This is a genomic window from Mesorhizobium sp. 8 (assembly GCF_006351905.1).
Lineage (GTDB): Bacteria > Pseudomonadota > Alphaproteobacteria > Rhizobiales > Rhizobiaceae > Mesorhizobium > Mesorhizobium composti.
In genome coordinates this window covers 4,275,481-4,296,472 of sequence record NZ_CP040914.1, presented here as the reverse complement: position 1 = coordinate 4,296,472, position 20,992 = coordinate 4,275,481, and the positions used below count along the sequence as shown (strand labels likewise).

Annotated in this window: 13 protein-coding genes, 1 tRNA gene and 1 pseudogene; 7 read left to right on the top strand and 8 right to left on the bottom strand. The window is 67.1% G+C overall.

The window, feature by feature from the left end; genetic code table 11:
* Positions 1 to 18: 18 nt before the first annotated feature.
* Positions 19 to 1,812: an acyl-CoA dehydrogenase C-terminal domain-containing protein gene (locus tag FGU64_RS20610; protein WP_139954832.1), complete on the bottom strand. Its 1,794-nt coding sequence runs from the start codon at positions 1,810 to 1,812 to the stop codon at positions 19 to 21.
* A 260-nt stretch (positions 1,813 to 2,072) separates the two neighbouring features.
* Positions 2,073 to 2,534 carry a MerR family DNA-binding transcriptional regulator gene (locus FGU64_RS20605; protein WP_139954831.1) on the bottom strand — a complete coding sequence of 154 codons (462 nt, stop codon included), beginning with the start codon at positions 2,532 to 2,534 and terminating at the stop codon, positions 2,073 to 2,075.
* 446 nt (positions 2,535 to 2,980) lie between these two features.
* On the opposite strand from FGU64_RS20605, the gene FGU64_RS20600 reads away from it, so the two are divergent.
* The 3 genes from FGU64_RS20600 to FGU64_RS20590 all read left to right on the top strand — a co-directional run bounded on the left by FGU64_RS20600 (position 2,981) and on the right by FGU64_RS20590 (position 8,719).
* Positions 2,981 to 6,820: an SEL1-like repeat protein gene (locus tag FGU64_RS20600; protein ID WP_139954830.1), complete on the top strand. Its 3,840-nt coding sequence runs from the start codon at positions 2,981 to 2,983 to the stop codon at positions 6,818 to 6,820.
* Positions 6,821 to 7,007: 187 nt separating this feature from the next.
* The gene (locus FGU64_RS20595; RefSeq protein WP_136359421.1) at positions 7,008 to 7,931 is read left to right on the top strand and encodes a sulfite exporter TauE/SafE family protein; all 924 of its coding nucleotides are present in this window, start codon (positions 7,008 to 7,010) and stop codon (positions 7,929 to 7,931) included.
* Entirely contained in the window at positions 7,931 to 8,719 is a 789-nt protein-coding gene (locus tag FGU64_RS20590) for a TIGR02186 family protein (RefSeq protein ID WP_139954829.1), read from the top strand. The genes FGU64_RS20595 and FGU64_RS20590 overlap by 1 nt, the downstream gene beginning before the upstream one ends.
* A 276-nt stretch (positions 8,720 to 8,995) precedes the next feature.
* On the opposite strand, the gene pdeM is transcribed toward FGU64_RS20590, so the two are convergent.
* Entirely contained in the window at positions 8,996 to 9,709 is a 714-nt protein-coding gene (gene pdeM, locus FGU64_RS20585; RefSeq protein WP_139954828.1) for a ligase-associated DNA damage response endonuclease PdeM, read from the bottom strand.
* Positions 9,710 to 9,837: 128 nt separating this feature from the next.
* Positions 9,838 to 12,558, bottom strand: a pseudogene (locus FGU64_RS20580) (ligase-associated DNA damage response DEXH box helicase); the annotation flags it as partial.
* 383 nt (positions 12,559 to 12,941) lie between these two features.
* Between FGU64_RS20580 and FGU64_RS20570 the strand changes: the two are divergent.
* Positions 12,942 to 13,880, top strand: a complete 939-nt coding sequence (locus FGU64_RS20570) for an IS110 family transposase (RefSeq protein WP_139950424.1) — start codon at positions 12,942 to 12,944, stop codon at positions 13,878 to 13,880.
* A gap of 21 nt (positions 13,881 to 13,901) precedes the next feature.
* On the opposite strand, the gene FGU64_RS20565 is transcribed toward FGU64_RS20570, so the two are convergent.
* Positions 13,902 to 14,816 carry a methyltransferase domain-containing protein gene (locus FGU64_RS20565; RefSeq protein ID WP_139954827.1) on the bottom strand — a complete coding sequence of 305 codons (915 nt, stop codon included), beginning with the start codon at positions 14,814 to 14,816 and terminating at the stop codon, positions 13,902 to 13,904.
* A 138-nt stretch (positions 14,817 to 14,954) separates the two neighbouring features.
* Here FGU64_RS20565 and FGU64_RS20560 point away from each other — a divergent pair, with 138 nt between their 5' ends.
* Both FGU64_RS20560 and FGU64_RS20555 read left to right on the top strand, forming a co-directional pair.
* On the top strand, positions 14,955 to 15,965 hold the full coding sequence (locus tag FGU64_RS20560) for a ligase-associated DNA damage response exonuclease (protein WP_139954826.1): 1,011 nt from the start codon (positions 14,955 to 14,957) through the stop codon (positions 15,963 to 15,965).
* Positions 15,965 to 17,650, top strand: a complete 1,686-nt coding sequence (locus tag FGU64_RS20555) for a cisplatin damage response ATP-dependent DNA ligase (RefSeq protein ID WP_139954825.1) — start codon at positions 15,965 to 15,967, stop codon at positions 17,648 to 17,650. The genes FGU64_RS20560 and FGU64_RS20555 overlap by 1 nt, the downstream gene beginning before the upstream one ends.
* Positions 17,651 to 17,658: 8 nt before the next feature.
* Here the strand turns inward: FGU64_RS20555 and FGU64_RS20550 are convergent, their stop codons facing one another.
* Positions 17,659 to 18,876: a hypothetical protein gene (locus FGU64_RS20550; protein ID WP_139954824.1), complete on the bottom strand. Its 1,218-nt coding sequence runs from the start codon at positions 18,874 to 18,876 to the stop codon at positions 17,659 to 17,661.
* A 212-nt stretch (positions 18,877 to 19,088) separates the two neighbouring features.
* Here FGU64_RS20550 and FGU64_RS20545 point away from each other — a divergent pair.
* A tRNA-Thr gene (locus tag FGU64_RS20545) sits at positions 19,089 to 19,164 on the top strand.
* A 137-nt stretch (positions 19,165 to 19,301) separates the two neighbouring features.
* Here the strand turns inward: FGU64_RS20545 and FGU64_RS20540 are convergent.
* The gene (locus tag FGU64_RS20540) at positions 19,302 to 20,141 is read right to left on the bottom strand and encodes a dipeptide ABC transporter ATP-binding protein (RefSeq protein WP_139954823.1); all 840 of its coding nucleotides are present in this window, start codon (positions 20,139 to 20,141) and stop codon (positions 19,302 to 19,304) included.
* Complete coding sequence (locus FGU64_RS20535; RefSeq protein ID WP_136358253.1) at positions 20,138 to 20,992, bottom strand: ABC transporter ATP-binding protein; 855 nt, start codon at positions 20,990 to 20,992, stop codon at positions 20,138 to 20,140. The genes FGU64_RS20540 and FGU64_RS20535 overlap by 4 nt, the downstream gene beginning before the upstream one ends.

Sequence of the window (20,992 nt, the reverse complement as noted above, 5' to 3'; positions counted from 1 at the left end):
ACTGGCAGCTATCCGATCCTAGAACGCCTCCGCCGGCAGCGCCATCATGCTGTCGGCGCCGGACGAGAGGCGGGCGAGGTGGGCCGCGGTACCCGGCATCTCGCGCTCCATGAAGTAGCGCGCCGTCGTGAGCTTGTTCTCGTAGAAGGAAGCCCCGTCGCCGGCGCCGGCCAATGCCGCCTGCGCGGTCTTTGCCATCAGGCTCCACATATAGCCGAGCACGACGAGGCCGGTGAGGTGCATGTAGTCGGTCGAGGCGGCACCTGCATTGTCGGGGTTCTTCATGCCGTTCTGCATCAGCCACAACGAAGCGGCCTGCAAATCGTTCAGCCCCTTCTTCAGCGCCTTGGTGAAGGGCGCCATCTTCTCGTCGGAACGGTTTTCCTCGCAGAAATCGCCGACCTCCTTGAAGAAGGCCTGGATGGCGCGGCCGCCGTTCATCGCCAGCTTGCGGCCGACGAGGTCGAGCGCCTGGATGCCGTTGGCGCCCTCGTAGATCATGGCGATGCGGGCATCGCGCACGAACTGGCTCATGCCGTTCTCTTCGATGTAGCCGTGGCCGCCGAAGACCTGCTGGGCCATCGCGGCGTGCTCGAAGCCCTTGTCGGTCAAGACGCCCTTCAGCACCGGCGTCATCAGGCCGAGCATATCGTCGGCCGCCTCGGCGTCCTTTGCGTCGGGCGAGCGATGGGCGATGTCGGACTTCAGCGCCGTCCACAGCATGAAGGCGCGGCCGGCCTCGTTCCACGCCTTCATCGTCATCAGGATGCGACGGATGTCGGGGTGGACGATGATCGGGTCAGCCTTCTTGTCCGGCGCCTTCGGGCCGGTCAGCGAGCGGCCCTGCAAACGTTCTTTGGCGTAGGCGACGGCGTTCTGGCTGGCAACGACAGACTGCGACAGGCCTTGCAGGCCAACGCCGAGGCGCGCCTCGTTCATCATCACGAACATGGCCTTGAGGCCGCCGTTCTCGGCACCCAGCAGAACGCCCTCCGCCTCGTCGTAGTTCATGACACAGGTGGCGTTGCCGTGGATGCCCATCTTCTCCTCGATGGAGCCGCAGGAGACGGCGTTGCGGGCGCCGGGCTTGCCGTCTTGGTCGAGCTTGAACTTCGGCACGATGAACAGCGAGATGCCCTTGGTGCCTTCCGGCGCGCCCTCGATGCGGGCCAGCACCAGATGGACGATGTTGTCGGCCATGTCGTGCTCGCCGGCCGAGATGAATATCTTCTGGCCGGAAATTTTATAGGTGCCGTCGCCGTTCGGCACCGCCTTCGTGCGCAACAGACCGAGATCGGTGCCGCAATGCGGCTCGGTCAGGTTCATGGTGCCGGTCCACGAACCATCCACCATCTTCGGCAGGAAGAGCTTCTTCTGCTCGTCGGAGCCGTGGGCGATGATGGCGGCGATGGCGCCCTGGGTCAGGCCCGGATACATCAAGAGCGCCATGTTGGCGGCCGCCACATATTCGCCGACGGCGTTGTGGAGCACATAGGGCAGGCCCTGCCCCCCGTGCTCTTCCGGCACCGCCAGCCCCATCCAGCCGCCCTCGCAATATTGCCTATAGGCTTCCTTGAAGCCCTTCGGCGTCGTCACCGAGCCGTCGTCGTGGCGGGTGCAACCTTCGAGGTCGCCGGCGCGGTTGGTCGGCTGGATGACTTCCTCCGCGAGCCTGGCGCCCTCGGTGAGGATGGCCTCGATCATGTCCGGCGTGGCGTCGGCGAAACCCGGCAGGTTGGAATGGCGCTCGATGCCGAGCACTTCGTTGAGCACGAACAGCGTGTCGCGCACCGGGGCCTGATAGATCGGCATGACTTGTCCTCCGCCCAGCATGGAAGGTCCGCGCCGCCCTGAGCGACCGCGCGAACCGACATCGAAGGGCGCATAGCAAAAATTGACGTTTGCGTAAACGTCAATTTTGGATCGCGCGCGTTTTTGACGCGGCGTTGCGCCAACGAAAAAAGCCCGCCGCCCTTCCGGGCAGCAGGCTATCACGAGGCGGGATCGGCGGGAGCCGAAAACGCAGCCGACGCTATAATCCTATGCATCGGCGGATCGGCGGAAAGGCCCGCTCAGTTGGTTGCGCTGGATTGCGCCGGATGGCGTTCCGACAGCAGCTGGCGAACCGTACCTATCATCGTCGTCAACTCGCCGATGGCGTCGTCGATCAGCGCGCGCTGCTTGTTCAGCCGCACGAGCTGCTTTTCCGACTTGTCGAGCGCCAGGCGAAGCTGGCGGGCATTCGAGCCGGCTGGATCGTAGAGATCGATGATCTGCTTGACCTCGCGCAGCGAGAAACCGACCTTGCGGCCAAGCAGGATCAGCTTCAGCCGTGCGCGGTCGCGGCGCGTGTAGAGACGCGTGGCGCCGTCGCGCTTGGGGCTGAGAAGGCCCTTGTCCTCATAGAAACGCAGCGTGCGCAGCGTCACGCCGAACGTCTTGGCCATCTCGCCGATGCGCACGAAATCGTCGGCGATATCCTTGGGTGCATTGTTGATGTTGGCCACGGTCTGGCCGGTCGTCGTCAGGGTCATGGATCTAGACTTTCCCCGGTGGGGCGCCGCGGCGATCGAGCCGGCAGCGCCTGATGGAAGCGGTCGGGGCGTTGGCTTCCGGTCGGTTTCAACAAAAAACGCGCAAGCAGCGCACGAACCGCACACCTCTTACGTTTACGTAAGGGTATAATGGTGCAATGCGGCGAAAGCAACAGCGTTTCGCGCAAACCGGCTATGCGCCCGTTGCAAGCCCCCTGTTTGCGAACAATCGCCAAAGCTTCTTAAGCTTGGTTAACGGCTTGTTTACCACGTTGGGCGAAACGTGCGCATGTCGGTCATCCGTGTTTATCCTGTATCGAATTGTTCACGGTTTCTCGGAGCGGGGCCAACCCGGAAGCGCGCTTCCGCCCGGCCTTGCCGCTGCGGTCCCCCGACAGGGAAGGAAAAGCCGGATCGTTCCGGCCATTTCGGAAACGGGCGTTTCGATGAACAGCAAGCGGTCCTACCTCGATACCCTCAATGCCGGCAGGCAGCGCAGGCCGCACAGCACGCTGGAAGAGCTCAACCGATCGCTGGAGGCCCTTGGGCAGCGGCTCGAGGCACCCCGCCAGGACGCGCGCGGCGCCGGCGATCCGCGCTACGGCCACGCCTATCCCTACGGTGAGCGGGCCGCTCCCGAAATGCCGCGCCGTGAGGAACAGCGCTCCTATCAGCCGGCGCGCCGGCCGGGTGTCACAGATCAGGCCTACCACGCGCTTGCCCGCGACATCGACCGCATGCGCGACCAGGAGGACGGCGTCGCCGCCGCCAGCAGGATCGCCGGAGAACTGCGCGGCCTTCGCGAGGAACTGCGCCAGCAGATGTCGGTCGGCGTTCATCGCGAATTCCAGGCCCTGCGCCAGGAAATCGAGCGCTCCTTCCGCGCCACGCCGGCCGCCAAGGGCAGCGCCGAGCTCGGACTGGAGTTCGAGCGGCTGTCCGGCGCCATCCAGACGCTCGCCGAAAGGAGCGACGACAAGAACGTCAATCTGCTGCGGCTGGAATTGGAACAGGTGAAATCGGCGCTCGACACGCTGGCGCGCGAGGAAAGCGTGCGCGGGCTGGACCGCCGCTGGGACGACTTCGACCGCCGCTGGAGCGCTTTCGAGAACCGGCTGGGCAACGGCCAGCTTGCCGAGCGGGGCGACGCCGGCATCGCCGCGCTGAGCGAGCGGCTGGAGCAGATCAGCTCGGCCGTCTCCAACCTGCCCGAATCGCTGTCGCTGCGTTCGCTGGAGGAAAAGGTGCGCACGCTGGCCGGCGCGGTCGACCACTTCGTCAACCAGCAGGGCAGCCATAACGACACCTTCGGCCTGATCGACGAGCGGCTGGACGAGATTTCGCGCGCCATCGTCGCCTCCACCGTGGCGGCGCAATCGGCCGCCTTCGACCCCGCCTCGTTCGAGCGCATCGAGCGGCGCATCGAATCGCTCGCCCAGCAGATCGAAGAGGTCGCGGCGGACCGTCCCGGCAACGAGATGATGGACCGGCTGAATACGCTGTCCAGCCGCGTCGACGACCTCGCCGCCCGCGCCACGCTGCCCGAACATGCGATGGAGCGGCTCGGCGCGCAGATCGCCGACATCGCCCAGCGTATCGAGCACGCCCCTGCCCTGCCACAGACCGACGCGCTCTTCCACGGCATCGAACAGCGCTTCGACGTGCTGTCCGACATGATCGAGCGCCGCCAGGGCGAGGCCATCGAGCACGGCAACCTGCTTTTCCACGATCTCGAACGCCGCCTCAACGAGGTCGCCGAGCAACTGGACCGGCGCTCGCCGGAAGCCGCCTTCGAGGCGAGCGGCATCATGGAAGCGATCGACGCCCGCTTCACGGCGCTGGCCAAGCGGCTGGAGACGAGCGCTCCCGACGCCGCTGGGCAGACGGCCATCCGCGCGCTGGAAAGCCGGCTGGAGGCGATCTCGAACCGGCTGGATTCCTCGGCCGCGCAAGTCGCCGCCGTCGACCCCGAGCTGATCCGCTCGCTGGAGGCGCAGGTTTCCGGCCTTTCGGCGCATCTGTCGCAGCCGGGAACGCCGCTGCCGGTGTTCGAGGATATCGCGCCGCGCATCGACCGGATCGAGAAGAGCCTGACGTCCAGCCGCGATTCAATCCTGGAAGCCGCGCGCGAAGCGGCGGAAAACGCCGTGCGCACGCTGACCGGGGCAGGCCCCGAGACCGCGGCCGTCGCCGGCCTGGCCAATGACCTCAAGACGCTGGAGGGGCTGACGCGCCGTTCCGACGAGCGCAACACAAAGACCTTCGAGGCGATCCACGACACGCTGCTGAAGATCGTCGACCGGCTGGGCTCGCTGGAAAGCGGCCCCAGCGCACCTGCTGCCGAGCCCGTCGCCGAACCTGCCCGCGCCAAGATCGCCGTGCGCGAGGCGCCGGCGCTCGACATCAGCGAAGCGTTGCCGCTGGCCGGCGACCTGGACGCACCGGGCATCCCGGCCGGCAAGGAGCCGATGGTCCGCACCCCGGCCGAAGCCGCCGCCGATGCGGCGCGCGCAGCGCTCGGCTCCGAAACCGTGGAGCAGGGCGGCGACCGCAAGTCGCGGCTCGGTGGCCTTGCACGCGCCTTCAAGCTGCGCCGGCAGAGCGAGCAGACCGAAGCGGCACCCGCCGCCGGTGCCACGGCCGAAGCGCCTGCCGTCGACATCGACGAGCCGCTGGAGCCCAAACTGATCAACCGGCCGCTCGAACCCGGTTCGGGCGCGCCCGACCTCAACGCCATCATGAAGCGGGTGCGCGACGAACGCGGCCAGCCGGCCAGGGGCGGCGAAGGCGACGTCGCCAAGGCCGATTTCATCGCCGCCGCCCGCCGCGCCGCCCAGGCGGCAGCAGCCGAAGCCGAGGCGCTCAAGCGCCAGTCCACAGTGGCCGGACCGGTCAAGGCACTGCGGATCGGCGATCTCATCAAGGCGCGGCGCAAGCCGATCCTGATGGCCGCCGCCGCGATCATGCTGGCGCTGGCCGGCCTGCAGCTCGGCAAGGCTTTCCTGTCCGATCCGCAGCAGACCGCAGCCAACGAGCCGGCACGGATCGCCGACAGCCGCGTCGCGATGGCTGCCGACACGTCGGCCGCGACAGCGCCGGTCACGCCTTCCGCTCCGGTAGAGAGCGCCGCCACACCGACGAACTCCGGCGATGCCGCGCCTGTCCGCGTGGTCGACAACGAGCCGGACGCGAAGCCGCAGCAGAATGCGGCAGCCGCCACCGACGGGCAGAGCCAGATCGCGGAACAGGACGATATGGCCACGGCGGAAGCCGCCGCGAAGGCGAGCAACGCCATCCCCGCCGATGATACGCAGGCCGTATCGGCAGCACCGGTCGAAGCCACACCGGTCGCGCCGGCTCAAAACACCGAGGTCGCGAGCGTCGGCGAAACCACCAACGCCGTCGCGCCCACCGCTCCGGCTGCCGACGCGGCAATCGAAGTGCCGGCCGGCATCAACCCGCCGGCGCTGCGCGAGGCCGCAGCCAAGGGCGATCCCAAGGCGCTGTTCGAGCTCGGCTCGCGCTACGCCGAGGCGCGTGGCGTCAAGGAAGACATGGCCGAGGCGGCCAAATGGTATCAGAAGGCGGCCGACCTCGGTTTTGCGCCGGCCGAGTACCGCATCGGCAATTTCTACGAGAAGGGCACCGGCGTGGCGCGCGACATCGCCAAGTCGAAGACCTGGTACCAACTCGCCGCCGAGCAGGGCAACGCCAGCGCCATGCACAACCTTGCGGTGCTCTACGCCATGGCGGCCGACGGCACCACCGACAACCAGTCGGCCACGCACTGGTTCCAGGAGGCCGCCGATCTCGGCGTCAAGGACAGCCAGTTCAACCTCGGCATCCTGGCGGCCAAGGGCGTCGGCATGAAGCAGGACCTGGAGGCCTCCTACAAGTGGTTCGCGCTGGTCGCCAAGACCGGCGACAAGGACGCCGCCGCCAAGCGCGACGAGATCGCCAACGCGCTGCGTCCCGAACAGCTGGAAAAGGCACGCGCCGCCGTCGAACTGTGGAAGGCAAAGCCGCTCGATCCCTCCGCCAATACCGTCGACATCCCCGACGCCTGGCAGGACGTTCCCACCACCACCGCCAGCATCGACATGAAGAAGGCGGTGCAGAACATCCAGAAGATCCTCAACAAGAACGGCTACGACGCCGGCGGCACGGACGGCGTCATGGGCGACCGGACCAAGAAGGCGATCATGGCCTTCCAGAGCGACAACGGGCTGGAAGCGACCGGCACGGTCGACGAAAAGCTGGTGAAGGCGCTTCTGGCGCGCAAATGAGGCGGACGGCGTCGCTGACGTGACGCCCGGCCATAGTTTCGCCTGTTAAACGGTTGAGATGGTTTTCGTTTCGGCAGCGCGGCGGGAAAAATCCCGCCGCGCTGCCGGCGCAAGAACAGATTAGCTTTTCGGTGTTATACCGGCCTGGGCTTTACCGGCCCGAGGGTAAACTGGTCGAGACGGACGGGTGGGCATCTATCTCCCGATCGCGGAAATTTCCGTCAATATTCTCGTGCTGCTCGCCATGGGCGCCGCGGTCGGCTTCCTGTCGGGCATGTTCGGCGTCGGCGGCGGCTTCCTCATCACGCCGCTGCTGATCTTCTACAACATCCCGCCGGCGATCGCGGTGGCCACCGGCGCCAACCAGGTCATCGCCTCCTCTTTCTCCGGCGCGCTCTCGCACATGAAGCGCGGCACGCTGGACTTCAAGCTGGGAGGGGTGCTGCTTGCCGGCGGCGTCGTCGGCTCGACGTTCGGTATATGGGTATTCGCGCTGCTGCGCTCGCTCGGCCAGCTCGACCTGTTCATCTCGCTGCTCTACGTCGTCATGCTCGGCACCGTCGGCGGGCTGATGCTCTACGAAAGCGTCAACGCGCTGCGCGCGACGCGCTCGGGCACGGCGCCGACGCTGAAGAAGTCCGGCCAGCACAACTGGATCCACCGGTTGCCGCTGAAGATGCGCTTCCGCGCCTCAAAACTGTTCGTCAGCGTCATTCCGGTGATCGGGCTCGGCGTGGCGATCGGCTTCCTGTCCTCGATCATGGGCGTCGGCGGCGGCTTCATCATGGTGCCGGCGCTGATCTACCTGCTTCGCGTGCCGACCAACGTCGTCATCGGCACCTCGCTGTTCCAGATCATCTTCACCTCCGCCTACACGACGCTGGTGCATGCCAGCACCAACCAGACGGTGGACGTGATGCTGGCCTTCCTGTTGATGGTGGGCGGCGTCGCCGGCGCCCAGTACGGCGTCAAGGCGGGGCAGCGGCTGCGCGGCGAGCAGCTGCGCGCGCTGTTGGCGTTGCTGGTGCTGGCGGTGGCGCTGAGGCTGGCGGTCGACCTGTTCGCCACGCCGCCGAACCTCTACTCCCTTTCCGTGCCGGGGATGGGCTGATGCATCCGGCAAGGCTTGCTCTCCTTGCGATGCTGGCGCTGGCGACGGCGATCCCGGCCGCGCGCGCCCAGACGCCGCACGAGGAGGGCATCCAGATCGGCCTGTCGACCGACGCCGTTTCCATCACCGCCGGATTCTCGGGCGCCGATCTCACCATCTTCGGCGCGCTCGAGGACGCCGACCCGCAGATCGCCCGGCAAGGCCGCTACGATGTGGTCGTCGTGCTGGAGGGGCCAGCGCGGCCGGTCGTCGTGCGGCGCAAGGACCGCGTGCTCGGCGTCTGGATCAACCTGGAATCCGAGCAGTTCGAGAACGTTCCGGTCTCCTATTCGGTGGCCTCGACGCGTCCTTTCCAGGACATCACCCAGCCCGACAGCTACAAGCAGCTCTCGCTCGGCGCCAACAACATCTACATGCAGCCGGGCGACCCCGAGGCGCCACCGACGACCATCGCCGAATTCACCAAGGCGCTGCGCCAGCGCAAGACGGCGACCGGCCTCTACAGCGAGAATGTCGGCGGCGTGCGTTTCCTGTCGCAGAACCTCTTCCGTGCCACGGTCAGGCTGGCGCCGGACGTGCCGGTGGGCACGCACAAGGCCCGCGCCTTCCTGTTCAAGAACGGCGTGTTCGTCAAGGAAAGCTCGGCGCAGCTCGAAATCCGCAAATCCGGCTTCGAGCAGGCCGTCTTCCGCCTCGCCCACAATCATGGCTTCTTCTACGGCTTCCTGTCGGTGTCGCTGGCGATGCTGACGGGCTGGATGGGCCGCATCGTCTTCCGCAAGGATTGAACCGAGGCAAATTGGCAATGTCCTGCCCCACCGGGGTTGGATAATTGTGTAAGGCGTGCTGCCCCCTCTCCGTCGCCGCTTCGCGGCGCCACCTCTCCCCCCGTTCCGGAGGGAGAGGATGGGAGCCAAGCTGGACGCCTATCCTCTCCCCTCACGAAGTGGGGGAGAGGTGGCTCGGCGAAGCCGAGACGGAGAGGGGGAAATGCGCCATATGCGACGGCCCGTCTCGCGCGAAGCAGAAACGGCGACCGTTGCTCCAGCCAAGCCCGGCAAAAATCACCCCGGCCTGAGCATCGAGCCCGGCATGGCGAAGACGCGGTCGGCGCCCAGCATGTAGGCCATCAGCGTCTCGTGCCTGAACAGGCCGCGATAGGCGCGGTCGAGCACGTTGAGCGAGCCGGTATAGGCACCGAAGGCCGGCATGATCATGCGCGAGCCGTCGCCGGCGAAGCAGCGGCGCCTGACCGAGCGGCCGCGCTGCACGATGCGGGCGCAGGGATGCAGGTGGCCGGCCACCTCGCCCTCGACATAGGTGCCCGACGGCTCGTGGCGCAGGATTAGCGAGCCGAATGCGAGTTCCCGCACCGTCTCACCCGGCAGGTCGGCCGGCGCGTCCGGGTCGTGGTTGCCGGTCACCCAGAACCAGTCACGGCCGGTCATCAAAACCTCCAGCCGCTGGCGGAACGGCAGCGGCAGCCGCTCCGCCCCCCAGCCGTCGTGGAAGGAATCGCCGAGGCTGACGACGGTGCGCGGCTGGTAGTCGGCCACCGCCTCGGCCAGCCGCGCCAGCGTCGCCACCGTGTCGTAGGGCGGGATCAGCGCACCGCGCCGGGCGATCGCGGAACCTTTCTCCAGATGCAGGTCGGAGACAGCGAGCAGGCCGAAATCGGGGAAATAGAGCACGCCGCGCGGGTCGCAGACCGCGCATTCGCCGGCGAGGCCGACAAGGCCCGCGGCAGCGATGGCGTTGGCGCGGTGAACTGCGGTCATTTCGATCTCACGCTGCGACGGCCATAATCGGCGGTTCCAATCCTCTTTCGCTCGGCATGGCCGGCTTTCGGCGCGGTGCCATGCAGCGTCACCACCGGTCCGTTGCGCGCCGGCGCCTCGCCGGCCTCGCCCATCGCCTCGGCGATCAGGTCGGAAGCCTCCATCAGCAGGCTCTCGTTCGCCCTGCCGTTCACCGATTCCCGACCGATCTCCAGCATCACCGGCACGGCCAGCGGCGAAATCTGCTCCAGTTTCCTATGCACGATTCGACCACGGATGCGCGAGAGCATGTCGGCCAGCCTGCCGACATCGAGCAGGCCGGCGGAGGCGTCGGCGCGCGTCGCCTGCAACAAGACATGGTCCGGCTCGTGGCTGCGCAGCACGTCGTAGATCAGGTCGGCCGAGACGGTGACCTGCCGGCCGGTCTTTTCCTGCCCCGGAAACTTCTTCTCGATCAGGCCGGAGATGACGGCGCAATTGCGGAACATGCGCTTCAGCATCCACGAGTCGTTCAGCCATTCCTCAAGGTCGTCGCCCAGCATGTCCTCGTCGAACAGTTGCCCGAGCGACGGCTTTCCCGCCGAAAACAGCGCGCCCATGTCGTCCAGCGCCCACACGGCCAGCGAATAGTCGGTGGCGACGAAGCCGAGCGGGCGGGCGTTGGCCCGCTCCAGCCGGCGTGTCAGAAGCATGCCGAGCGTCTGGTGCGCCAGCCTTCCCTCGAAGGGATAGCAGACCATGAAATGGCGATCGGCGCGCGGAAAGGTCTCGACCAGAAGGTCGCCGCGCTTCGGCAGCATGGATTTTTCCTTCTGGAGTCTCAGCCAATCGGCCACCTGCTCCGGCAGCGCCTGCCAGCGCTCGGGATCGGCCAGCATGCCGCGCACCTGGTCGGCCAGATAGGTCGACAGCGGGAATTTTCCGCCGGCATAGGACGGCACGATGATCTGCGCCGACGAGCCGCCCGAGGAGACGACGCACTCGTTCTCGCGGATGCCCTCGAAGCGCAGCACCTTGCCGGCGAAGAGGAAATTGTCGCCGGGCCGCAGCGTCTCGGCGAAATATTCCTCGACCTTGCCCAGAACCCTGCCACCATAGCCCGCCACCCTGCCCGACCGCACATAACGCACGTTGAGTTCCGGCATCTCGACGATGGTGCCGATGTTCAGCCGGTATTGCTGGGCGACGCGCGGATGGGTGACGCGCCACAGCCCCTCCTTCGTCTTGCGGATACGGGCGTAGCGCTCGTAGCTTTTCAGCGCATAACCGCCCGTGGCAACGAAATCGACGACGCGGTCGAAGGTGGTGCGGTCAAGCCCGGCATAGGGGGCCGCGCCCGTCACCTCGGCAAAAAGCTGGTCCGCGTCGAAGGGGGCGGCGCAAGCGGTGCCGAGCACATGCTGGGCGAGCACGTCGAGCGAACCTGCCAAAAGGGGCGGCGTGTCCTGCGCGCCGAGATAGTTGGCGTCGAGGGCTGCGCGGCACTCCAGCACCTCGAAGCGGTTGGCGGGAATGAGGATCGCCTTGGACGGCTCGTCCATGCGGTGGTTGGCGCGGCCGATGCGCTGCGCCAGCCGGCTCGCGCCCTTCGGCGCGCCGACATGGACGACGAGGTCGACGTCGCCCCAGTCGATGCCGAGGTCGAGCGTCGAGGTGGCGACGATGGCGCGCAAGGCATTGTCGGCCATCGCCTTCTCGACGCGGCGCCGCTGGCCGACGTCGAGCGAACCGTGATGCAGCGCGATCGGCAGCGAGTCCTCGTTCACCCGCCATAGCTCCTGGAACAGCAGCTCGGCCTGGCTGCGCGTGTTGACGAACAGCAATGTCGTCCTGTGGCGGCGGATCTGGTCGTAGATTTCGGGGATCGCATAGCGTGCCGAATGCCCCGCCCACGGCACGCGCTGCTCGGAATCGAGGATCGAGATGTCGGGCTTCGCGCCGCCGGCCACGGTGACGAGACCGGCCATTGGGGTAAGCGGCCGACTTTCATGGGCGGGCCGCTCGCTACCCCCACCCCTAACCCCTCCCCGCAAGGGGGAGGGGGATTCTGTCTGCGACACGCCCCCGTCCGAGATCTCTCCACGCGGGGAGGAGATTTTCGTCTTGATGATGGCTTGAGAGGGCGCGGCAGCTTTCCCTCCCCCTTGCGGGGAGGGGTTAGGGGTGGGGGTCGCTGCCCAAGAAGGTGGGTTCTGCCCGACCAGCCATCGTCGCAACTCGTCCGGTTCGGCCACCGTCGCGGAAAGCCCGATCGCGCGCAAATCCGGCTTGAGGCTGCGCAGCCGCGCTAATCCCAGCGACAGCAGATGCCCACGCTTGGAGGTGACCAGCGAATGCAGTTCGTCGAAGATAACGACGCTCAGATCCTCGAAGAAGCGCCTGGCGTCGCCGCCGGCGATCAGCAGGGCAAGCTGCTCGGGCGTGGTGAGAAGAATATCCGGGGGCGCCAGCTTCTGCCGCTGGCGCTTGTGGGCGGGCGTGTCGCCGGTGCGCGTCTCTATGGCGATGGGCAGGCCCATCTCCTCGACCGGCTTGCCGAGATTACGCTGGATGTCGACGGCGAGCGCCTTCAGCGGCGAGATATAGAGCGTATGCACGCCCCGCCTCGGTTCGCCGGGCTTGCGCCTGCCGCGTACGGCCAGTTCCGTCAGCGAAGGCAGGAAGCCGGCCAGCGTCTTGCCCGCGCCGGTGGGCGCGATCAGCAGCGTCGATTGGCCGGCCTCGGTCCGCGCCAAAAGGTCGAGCTGGTGGGCGCGCGGCGCCCAGCCCTTGGCCGCGAACCACCTGACGAACGGTTCTGGCAGGTGGGCGGCTTCATTGACGTCGGTCGGGCGCGGCTCGGCGGTCACGCGACACAGGTAGCGCGGGGCGGATCAAAGGCCAAGCGGAAAATGGAACAAAAAGGGATCACGGGTTTCCCTCCCCCTTGGGGGGAGGGTGCCGAGCAAAGCGAGGCCGGAGGGGTCACCTCAACGCCACCAACGCTGATAGCGCCGGAGCACTGCCGCGACGACCCCTCCCGGCCCTTCGGGCCACCCTTGTATCTGCACGCAGGCAGGATTTGTGCGAGGAAAGCGACTGAGCCTCGAACCGGATGGCCATCCGGTTCGAGGCTTGGCGAAGTCGCCCGTACACCCTCCGGCCACAACCGCAGGGGAGCCAGGGATCTTCGCCTCGTCACGCACGACCGAATAGTCGCTTGGCTTCAACCGCACGCACAAGGCAGGTTACCGTGAGCAGGACCATTTGTGGAGTTGATGTTTCGAAAGACTGGCTCGACGCCCATGTCGAGCCAGGCGCGACGGCAGAGCGTTTCGGCAACGACGCGGCCGGCATTGCCGGGCTCGCCGGCTTCTGCCGGGACCATGGTGCCGAACTCGCCGTCATGGAGGCGTCGGGCGGCTATGAGCGGCTGGCTTTCCTGCTGCTGTGGCAGGCCGGCCAGCCCTGCGGTATCGTCAACGCGCGCAACGTGCGCTGTTTCGCTGAGGGGATTGGCTTCCTGGAGAAGACCGACCGGATCGACGCCGCCGTCATCGCCCGCTTCGCCGAAGCCAAGCAGATCATGCCGACGCCGCCGCCCAGCCCGGCGCAGGCGCGGCTCAAAGCTCTGATGGTCCGACTTTCCCAGCTCGGCGCCGACCTGACCGTCAACAAGCAGCGCAGGAGCGCGGCGGCCGATGCCGAGACGGTCGCAAGTCTCGAAGAGGTCATCGCGCTGCTCACGCGCCAGAGCCGCCGCATCGAGGGCGAGATCGCCTCGTTGATCGACGACGACCCGCTGTGGGCCAGGCTCGATCGGACCTTCCGCTCGATCAAGGGCGTGGCTTCGCGCACCGTGGCCCGCCTGCTTGCTCAATTGCCCGAAATCGGCATCCTTTCCAACAAGGCAATCGCCAAGCTCGCCGGGCTGGCGCCGATGGCCAACGACAGCGGCAGGCGTAGCGGCCGACGTCACCTGCGCGGTGGCCGCGCCGGGCCGCGCGGTGTGCTCTTTCTCATCGCCAGGCTCGCCGCCAAATACGACCCGCATCTCGCCGCCTTCCATCAGCGGCTGCAGGCCGCCGGAAAAGAGAAGATGGTCATCCGCATCGCGCTCGCCCGCAAGCTACTCGTCATCCTCAACGCAAAAGCACGCGACGCGCGCACCGAGTTCGCAAATGCAACTTGACACCTCAGATAGTCGCTCCCCTCAAGGGGGAGGGAAAGACGCCACCACGATCAGCCCGACCACCGGCTCGCCGCGATCCAGCCGCAGGACGTGTTCCTCCAGCCACAGCACGTCCAGGCCGTTCTCGCCCAGAAGGCGGCGGACATACGGCTCCGAATGCGCGTAGCGGCGGGACGGCTGGAGGGCGAAATCGCCCTCCCTCGCCAGCCGCTCGACCGAGAAGGCGAACAGGCCCCCCGGCGAAAGCAGGCCGGCGACGGTTTTCGCCACACGCTCCAGAGCTCCGAGATAGATGAGGACGTCGGCGGCAACGATCAGGTCCGGCCGACCTCCTTCGTAGCGGAAATCCTGCAAGTCGGCCTTTTCCAGCCGGTCGTAGATGGCTCGCGCGCGCGCCTTGGCCAGCATGCGGCCAGAAATGTCGAACCCTTCCAGACGCTCGACATGGGGCCGCAACACCTCGCCCATCAGGCCGGTACCGCAGCCGAGGTCGAGCGCCAGCCGGAACGTATTGCGTCCCTGCATATGGATCGCATCGGAAAGCAGCGCGGGCACGCGGTAGGCGAGTTTCTCCACCAGCGCGGCGTCGAAGGTGTCGGCATACTGGTCGAACAGCGCCTCGACGAAAGCGCTGGACGATGTCTCGGCCGACGGCGCGCGGCCGATCAATGCCAGCTTGAGGGCCGCGCCCGGCCGGTCGCGCGGATCGAGTTCCAACGCGGTCGTCCAGGCTTCCGCGGCGGCGTCGAGCGCGCCGGCGGCCTCGCGCATCTCGCCCAGCCTGAACCAGCCCAGCGCCCAGCCGGGCGAAAGGTCCAGCGCGTCGCGCATCAGGTCGGCGGCGGCGGCATGGTCGCCGGACGAGAACAGCATTTCCGCATAGCCGGCACGACGATCGGCAAGCACGTCACCGGACGAAGCCTGAAGCGGTTTCATGGTCGAGGTCTCTAGGGTCCGCCGGCGAGAAGCGCCGGGGCGCTCGCTATGATCCAACTTTCTTCAACTTGCAAGCGGGGAGTCAGGAGCGTTGCGCGGGCGGCTTTTCGCCGGTGAATAAAAGCCTATCCTTGCCGCATGCGCGCGAAGGACCTGCTCTGCCCCCACCCCGAAGGCCTCTACTGTCCGCCTGGCGATTTCTTCATCGATCCCGTGCAGCCGGTGGCGCGGGCGCTGGTCACCCACGGCCATTCCGACCACGCGCGCTCCGGCCATGGCGCGGTGATGGCGACGCGGGAGACGCTGGACATCATGGGGCTGCGCTACGGCGAGGATTTCGCCGGTACGACGCAGCCGGCCGCATTCGGCGAGACCCTTCACGTCAACGGCGTCGCCGTCACCTTCCATCCGGCCGGCCATGTGCTCGGCTCGGCGCAGATCGCGGTCGAGCACGGCGGCATGCGCATCGTCGCCTCCGGCGACTACAAGCGCATCCCGGACGCCACCAGCGAGCCGTTCGAAGTGGTTTCCTGCGACGTCTTCATCACCGAGGCGACTTTCGGCCTGCCGGTGTTCCGCCATCCGCCGGCCGAAGAAGAAATCGCACGGCTGCTGAAATCGGTAGCGCAGTTCCCCGAGCGCACCCATCTGGTCGGCGCCTATGCGCTCGGCAAGGCGCAGCGCGTCATGCGGCTGCTGCGCGACGCCGGTTACGACAGGCCGATCTATATACACGGCGCGCTGACGACGATTTCGGACTATTACCAGAGCCGCGGCATCGACCTCGGCAGGTTGGAGCCCGCCACCGTCGAGACCGGCTCGAAGGGCGATTTCGCCGACGCCGTCGTCATCGGCCCGCCATCCGCTTTCCAGGACCGCTGGGCGCGGCGCTTTCCCGACCCGCTGTCCTGCTTCGCCTCCGGCTGGATGCGCATCCGCCAGCGCGCCAAGCAAGGCGGCGTGGAGCTGCCGCTGATCATCTCGGACCATTCCGACTGGGACGAACTGACCGACACCATCCACGACACCGGCGCTTCCGAGATCTGGGTCACGCACGGCCGCGAGGAAGCGCTGGTGCGCTGGTGCGAGCTTCAGGGCATCGCCGCCCGGCCGCTCAATCTGGTCGGCTACGAGGACGAGGGCGATTGATGAACCGCTTCGCAGAACTCCTCGACCGGCTGGTGCTGACGCCGTCGCGCAACGGCAAGCTGACCTTGCTGACCGACTACTTCCGCTCGGTGGAAGACCCTGACCGGGGCCTGGCGCTGGCGGCGATCACCGGCGACCTCACCATCGCGTCCGTAAAACCCGCCATGCTGCGGGCGCTGGTGGAGGAGCGCATAGACCCGGTGCTGTTTTCCTACTCCTACGACTATGTCGGCGACCTCGCGGAAACCGTTTCCCTCGTCTGGCCGGAGCGGAATATCCCCACCCCTGACCCCTCCCCTCAAGGGGGAGGGGAAGCTGCCGCGCCCAAGTCCCCCTCCCCCTTGAGGGGAGGGGTCAGGGGTGGGGGTGACAACGACGGAACAGCCCCAACGTTGGCAAACGTCGTCTCGGCCCTGCAATCGGCCAGCCGCTCGGACGGGCCGAAGGTACTAGCCCGGCTGCTCGACAGCGCCGGAACGTCCGCCCGCTTCGCCATCATCAAGCTGGTCACCGGCGGCTTGCGGATCGGCGTTTCGGCACGGCTCGCCAAGCAGGCGCTGGCCGCTTTCGGCAAGGTCGACGTGGCCGAGATCGAGGAGCTCTGGCACGGCCTTTCACCACCCTATGCCGACCTGTTCGCCTGGCTGGAAGGCCGGGCACCGAAGCCCGACACGACGGCGAAGGGGCTGTTCCGGCCGGTCATGCTCGCCCATGCCATCGAAGCCGGCGATTTCGAGAAGCTCGACCCGGCCGACTACGCCGCCGAATGGAAATGGGACGGCATCCGCGTGCAGGTGGTGGCGGAAGGCGGCACGGTGCGGCTTTATTCGCGCACCGGCGACGACGTCGCAGGTGCCTTCCCAGACCTGGCGGGCGCCGTCGATTTCTCCGGCGTGCTCGACGGCGAACTGCTGGTCGGCACGCCATCCGCCACCGGCACCTTTTCCGACCTGCAACAGCGGCTGAACCGCAAGAGCGTGTCGGCGGCCATGCGCGAGCGCCACCCCGCCTTCGTGCGCTGCTACGACCTGTTGCAGGCGGGCGACGAAGATCTGCGCGCCCTCGCCTTCCGGCAACGGCGCGAGCGGCTGGAAGCGTTCGTCCCTACGCTCGACCCGGCCCGCTTCGACCTGTCGCCGCTGGTGGCGTTCGCCGGCTGGAACGAACTGGAGCAAAAGCGCACCGCGCCGCCGCATCCGATCATCGAAGGCGTGATGCTGAAGCGGTGGGATTCGCCCTATCTTGCCGGGCGGCCGAAAGGCCCGTGGTTCAAATGGAAGCGCGACCCGCACACCGTCGACGCCGTGCTCTTGTATGCCCAGCGCGGCCACGGCAAGCGCTCCTCCTTCTATTCCGACTACACCTTCGGCGTCTGGTCGGGGCCGGAAGGCGAGGAGGAACTGGTGCCGGTCGGCAAGGCCTATTTCGGCTTCACCGACGAGGAACTGCGCAGAATAGACAAATATGTGCGCGACAACACCGTCGAGCGCTTCGGCCCGGTGCGTTCGGTGCGCGCCGACAAGACGAACGGACTGGTGATCGAGGTCGCCTTCGAGGGGTTGGCGCGTTCCACCCGGCACAAGTCGGGCGTCGCCATGCGCTTTCCGCGCGTCTCGTGCCTGCGCTGGGACAAACCGCCCGCCGAGGCCGACCGCATCGAGACGCTGCAGGCCCTGCTCGACTGAGCAGTGCTCTACTCGACGACCGACACCCTGATCTCGTAGATATCGACCGACTTGCCCTGCCCGTCGAAGTCGGAATTGACGGCGATGGCGCCGGCGGCACCGGGACGCTTGTCGGGGAAGTCGACGTCGAACAGATATTCGTTCTTCTCGTGGCCGACGGCGTAGCGCTTGCGGCCGCAATCGCCGAGCTCGCCGAAATTGCAGTCGATGGACATCTGCGTGTCCTTGCCTTCCTCGGCGCGGGCGACGATGTCGAAGACGGCATGCTTGCCGGCCAGTTGCTCCAGCACGCCCTGGCCGACGTCGAAGCTGACGGCCGAGCCGGATTTTCCGGAACGGACGCGCAGGAAGGAGCCGCTGTCGTCCTGCATCACCTCGGCCTTGGCGTCCGAAGGGGCGTTGACATGGGTGGGATCGTTCGGCGCGAAGACGGTGATCCAGTTGCGCTGGTCCGCCTCGCCCGGCTTCTGCAAGGCGCCTTCCGCCGGCGCCGTCGCCTGATCCCCATCTTCTGCCGGCCGCGACGAACCGATTTCTCCAGGCAGCCTGAACAGGCCGGACTGCACAGCCCACCACGCCCCGGCGGCAATGGCCGCAAGCAGGAGCACGCCGACGACCAGACCGGTGGGAAAGCGGCGGCGGGTCCGCCGCTCGTCGCGGTCGGGCGCCACGTTCGCGGCCGCCTCGGCAGGCGCGCTGCCGGCCAGCGCCGGAGCAGGCGTGATGTCGGCGACGGACGGCTCGACACGCGCCCGCGCCGCTGCCGCGTCCGGCCGAGGAGAAAACTCAGGCTCGACACGAGCGCCCCTCTCCTGCGGCCGCCCGGCCTCGACCGAAGGCGACGCGGAAGCGCCACCGACGGACGGCATTTCGACCGACGGAACCGGGCCGGAGCCCGCCCCCGAAACCTCGACGGCGGGAGCGGCTGTGGACGACGCGTCTTTCGATCGCGGCCCGCCGATGTCGACGGCGGGTGCCGCATCGTCGGCGCCGGGCGCCGGCGGGGCAATATCCACGGCCGGCAGGAATTCCGATTCGATCTCGGCGATCTTGGCCTGCATGGCCTTGCGGCGGTTGATGGCCGCCTCGACCGTCACGCCCGGATTGGCCTGCAGGGCGCGGTCGAGCGCGGCGAAGGCCGAGCGATACACCTTCTCGCGGAACGCCCTGTCGTCGGCATTGCCCTTCTCGAAGGCGTTGCGGATCGCTTTCTCGATCGGATCCAAGCACCAATCCTCTACGCGGCGTCAGAAACATGATGGTTAAACGCAGCCGGGCAATCAATCAACGGGTGTGGACCGCATAGCCGGCAATCCGGCCTGCCCGCGCACCGTTTTCCTGCGGCGCGAAAGCCGCGCACAATAGCCGACGACGCATCTTGAATTTACGCCCGCTTGCGGCTATCACCGCCGCATTCTCGGAGCGCCACGCTCCGCGGGCCGCTTTAGCTCAGTTGGTAGAGCATCGCATTCGTAATGCGAGGGTCGCGTGTTCGAGTCACGCAAGCGGCACCACTTGTTCGATCTCACGCCAGTTCGCTTCGCTTACGGCTCCGATGGGGCGCGCTGGCCGCGCGACGCCCGGTCGGGCTTGCGAACCCGAAGGGTTCGATTCGACACTCCAAACCGAAGGTATGATCCACGGCTTGCGGTCAGGCGGCGGCCTTCTTCGCCAGCCTGGCCTTGATGCTGTCGACGTCAGCGCGGGGCGTGGCCGCGAACAGCGTCTTTGTGTAGCTGTGCTGCGGGTTGGTGAAGACCTCGTCGCGGCTGCCGTATTCCACCGCCTCGCCGAAATACATCACCATCACGTCGTCGGCGATGTAGCGCACCACCGACAGGTCGTGGCTGATGAAGACGTAGGTGAGCTGGAACTCGTCCTGCAGGTCGGCGAGCAGGTTGAGCACCTGCGCCTGCACGGAAAGGTCGAGCGCCGAGACCGGCTCGTCCAGCACAAGCAGGCTCGGCCTCAGCATCAGCGCACGCGCGATGGCTATGCGCTGGCGCTGGCCGCCGGAGAACATGTGCGGATAGCGGTTGAAGTGCTTGTCCTCCAGCCCGACCTTGCGCAGCATGTCGTAGGCACGGTCGCGCCGCTCGGCCGCCGGCGTGTCGGTGTTGATGACCAGCGGCTCCATCAGAACGTCGCCGATCTTCTGGCGCGGGTTGAGCGAGCCGTACGGGTTCTGGAAGACGATCTGCACCTTGCGGCGCAGTTCCGGCGTCGGTCGCCCGGCCGCGATATCGACCTTGTGGCCGTCGAGCAGAAGTTCGCCGGAGGTCGCCGGGTCGATCAGGGTGATGATGCGCGCCAGCGTGGACTTGCCGCAGCCCGATTCGCCGACGATGGCCAGCGTCTTGCCCTTCTCCACCTTGAAGGACACACCCTTGACCGCGTGCACCGTGCGCGCCGGCTTGAACACGCCGCCCGGCACGATGTAGTCGCGCTTGATGTCGCGGCCCTCGACGACGATTTCGGCGCCGGCGCTCATTGCGAGGCCGCCACGGAAGCGTTGCCTTCCAGCATCAGGCCGGCGATCGTCGGCAGCCGGTCGCCGGTGGCGTTGTCGGGAAGGGCCGCCAGAAGCGCGCGGGTGTAGGCGTTCTTCGGCGCCTCGAACAGCGACAGCACGTCCGCCTCCTCCATCTTGCGCCCCTTGTACTGGACGATGACGCGGTCGGCCGTCTCGGCCACCACGCCCATATTGTGGGTGATCATGATCATGCCCATGCCGTTCTCGGCCTGCAGGTTCATCAACAGGTCGAGGATCTGCTTCTGGATGGTGACGTCGAGCGCCGTGGTCGGCTCGTCGGCGATCAGGAGCTTGGGATTGCAGGCGATGGCCATGGCGATCATGACGCGCTGGCACTGGCCGCCCGACATCTGGTGCGGATAGGAGGACAGCCGCTCCTCGGGGTTCGGGATGCCGACCTGCGTGAACAGCTCGACGGCGCGGGCGTGCCGCTTCTTCCTGTCGAGGCCGAGGTGGAAGCGCAGCACCTCCTCGATCTGGTAGCCGACGGTGAAACACGGATTGAGGCTCGCCATCGGCTCCTGGAAGATCATGGCGACGTCGCGGCCGACGATGCGGCGGCGCTCGGACTGGCTCATGCCCAGCATGTCCTTGCCGTTAAACAACGCCTTGTCGGCGGAAACCTTCGCCGTCCAGGGCAGAAGGCCCATGATCGCCAGCATCGACACCGACTTGCCGGAACCGGACTCGCCGACGATCGCCAGCACCTCGCGCTCGTCGACCTTGAGCGATACGCCGTCAACCGCGCGGAACGGACCTGATGCCGTCTCGAACTCGACGACGAGGTTTTCGATCTCGAGCAGGGCCAT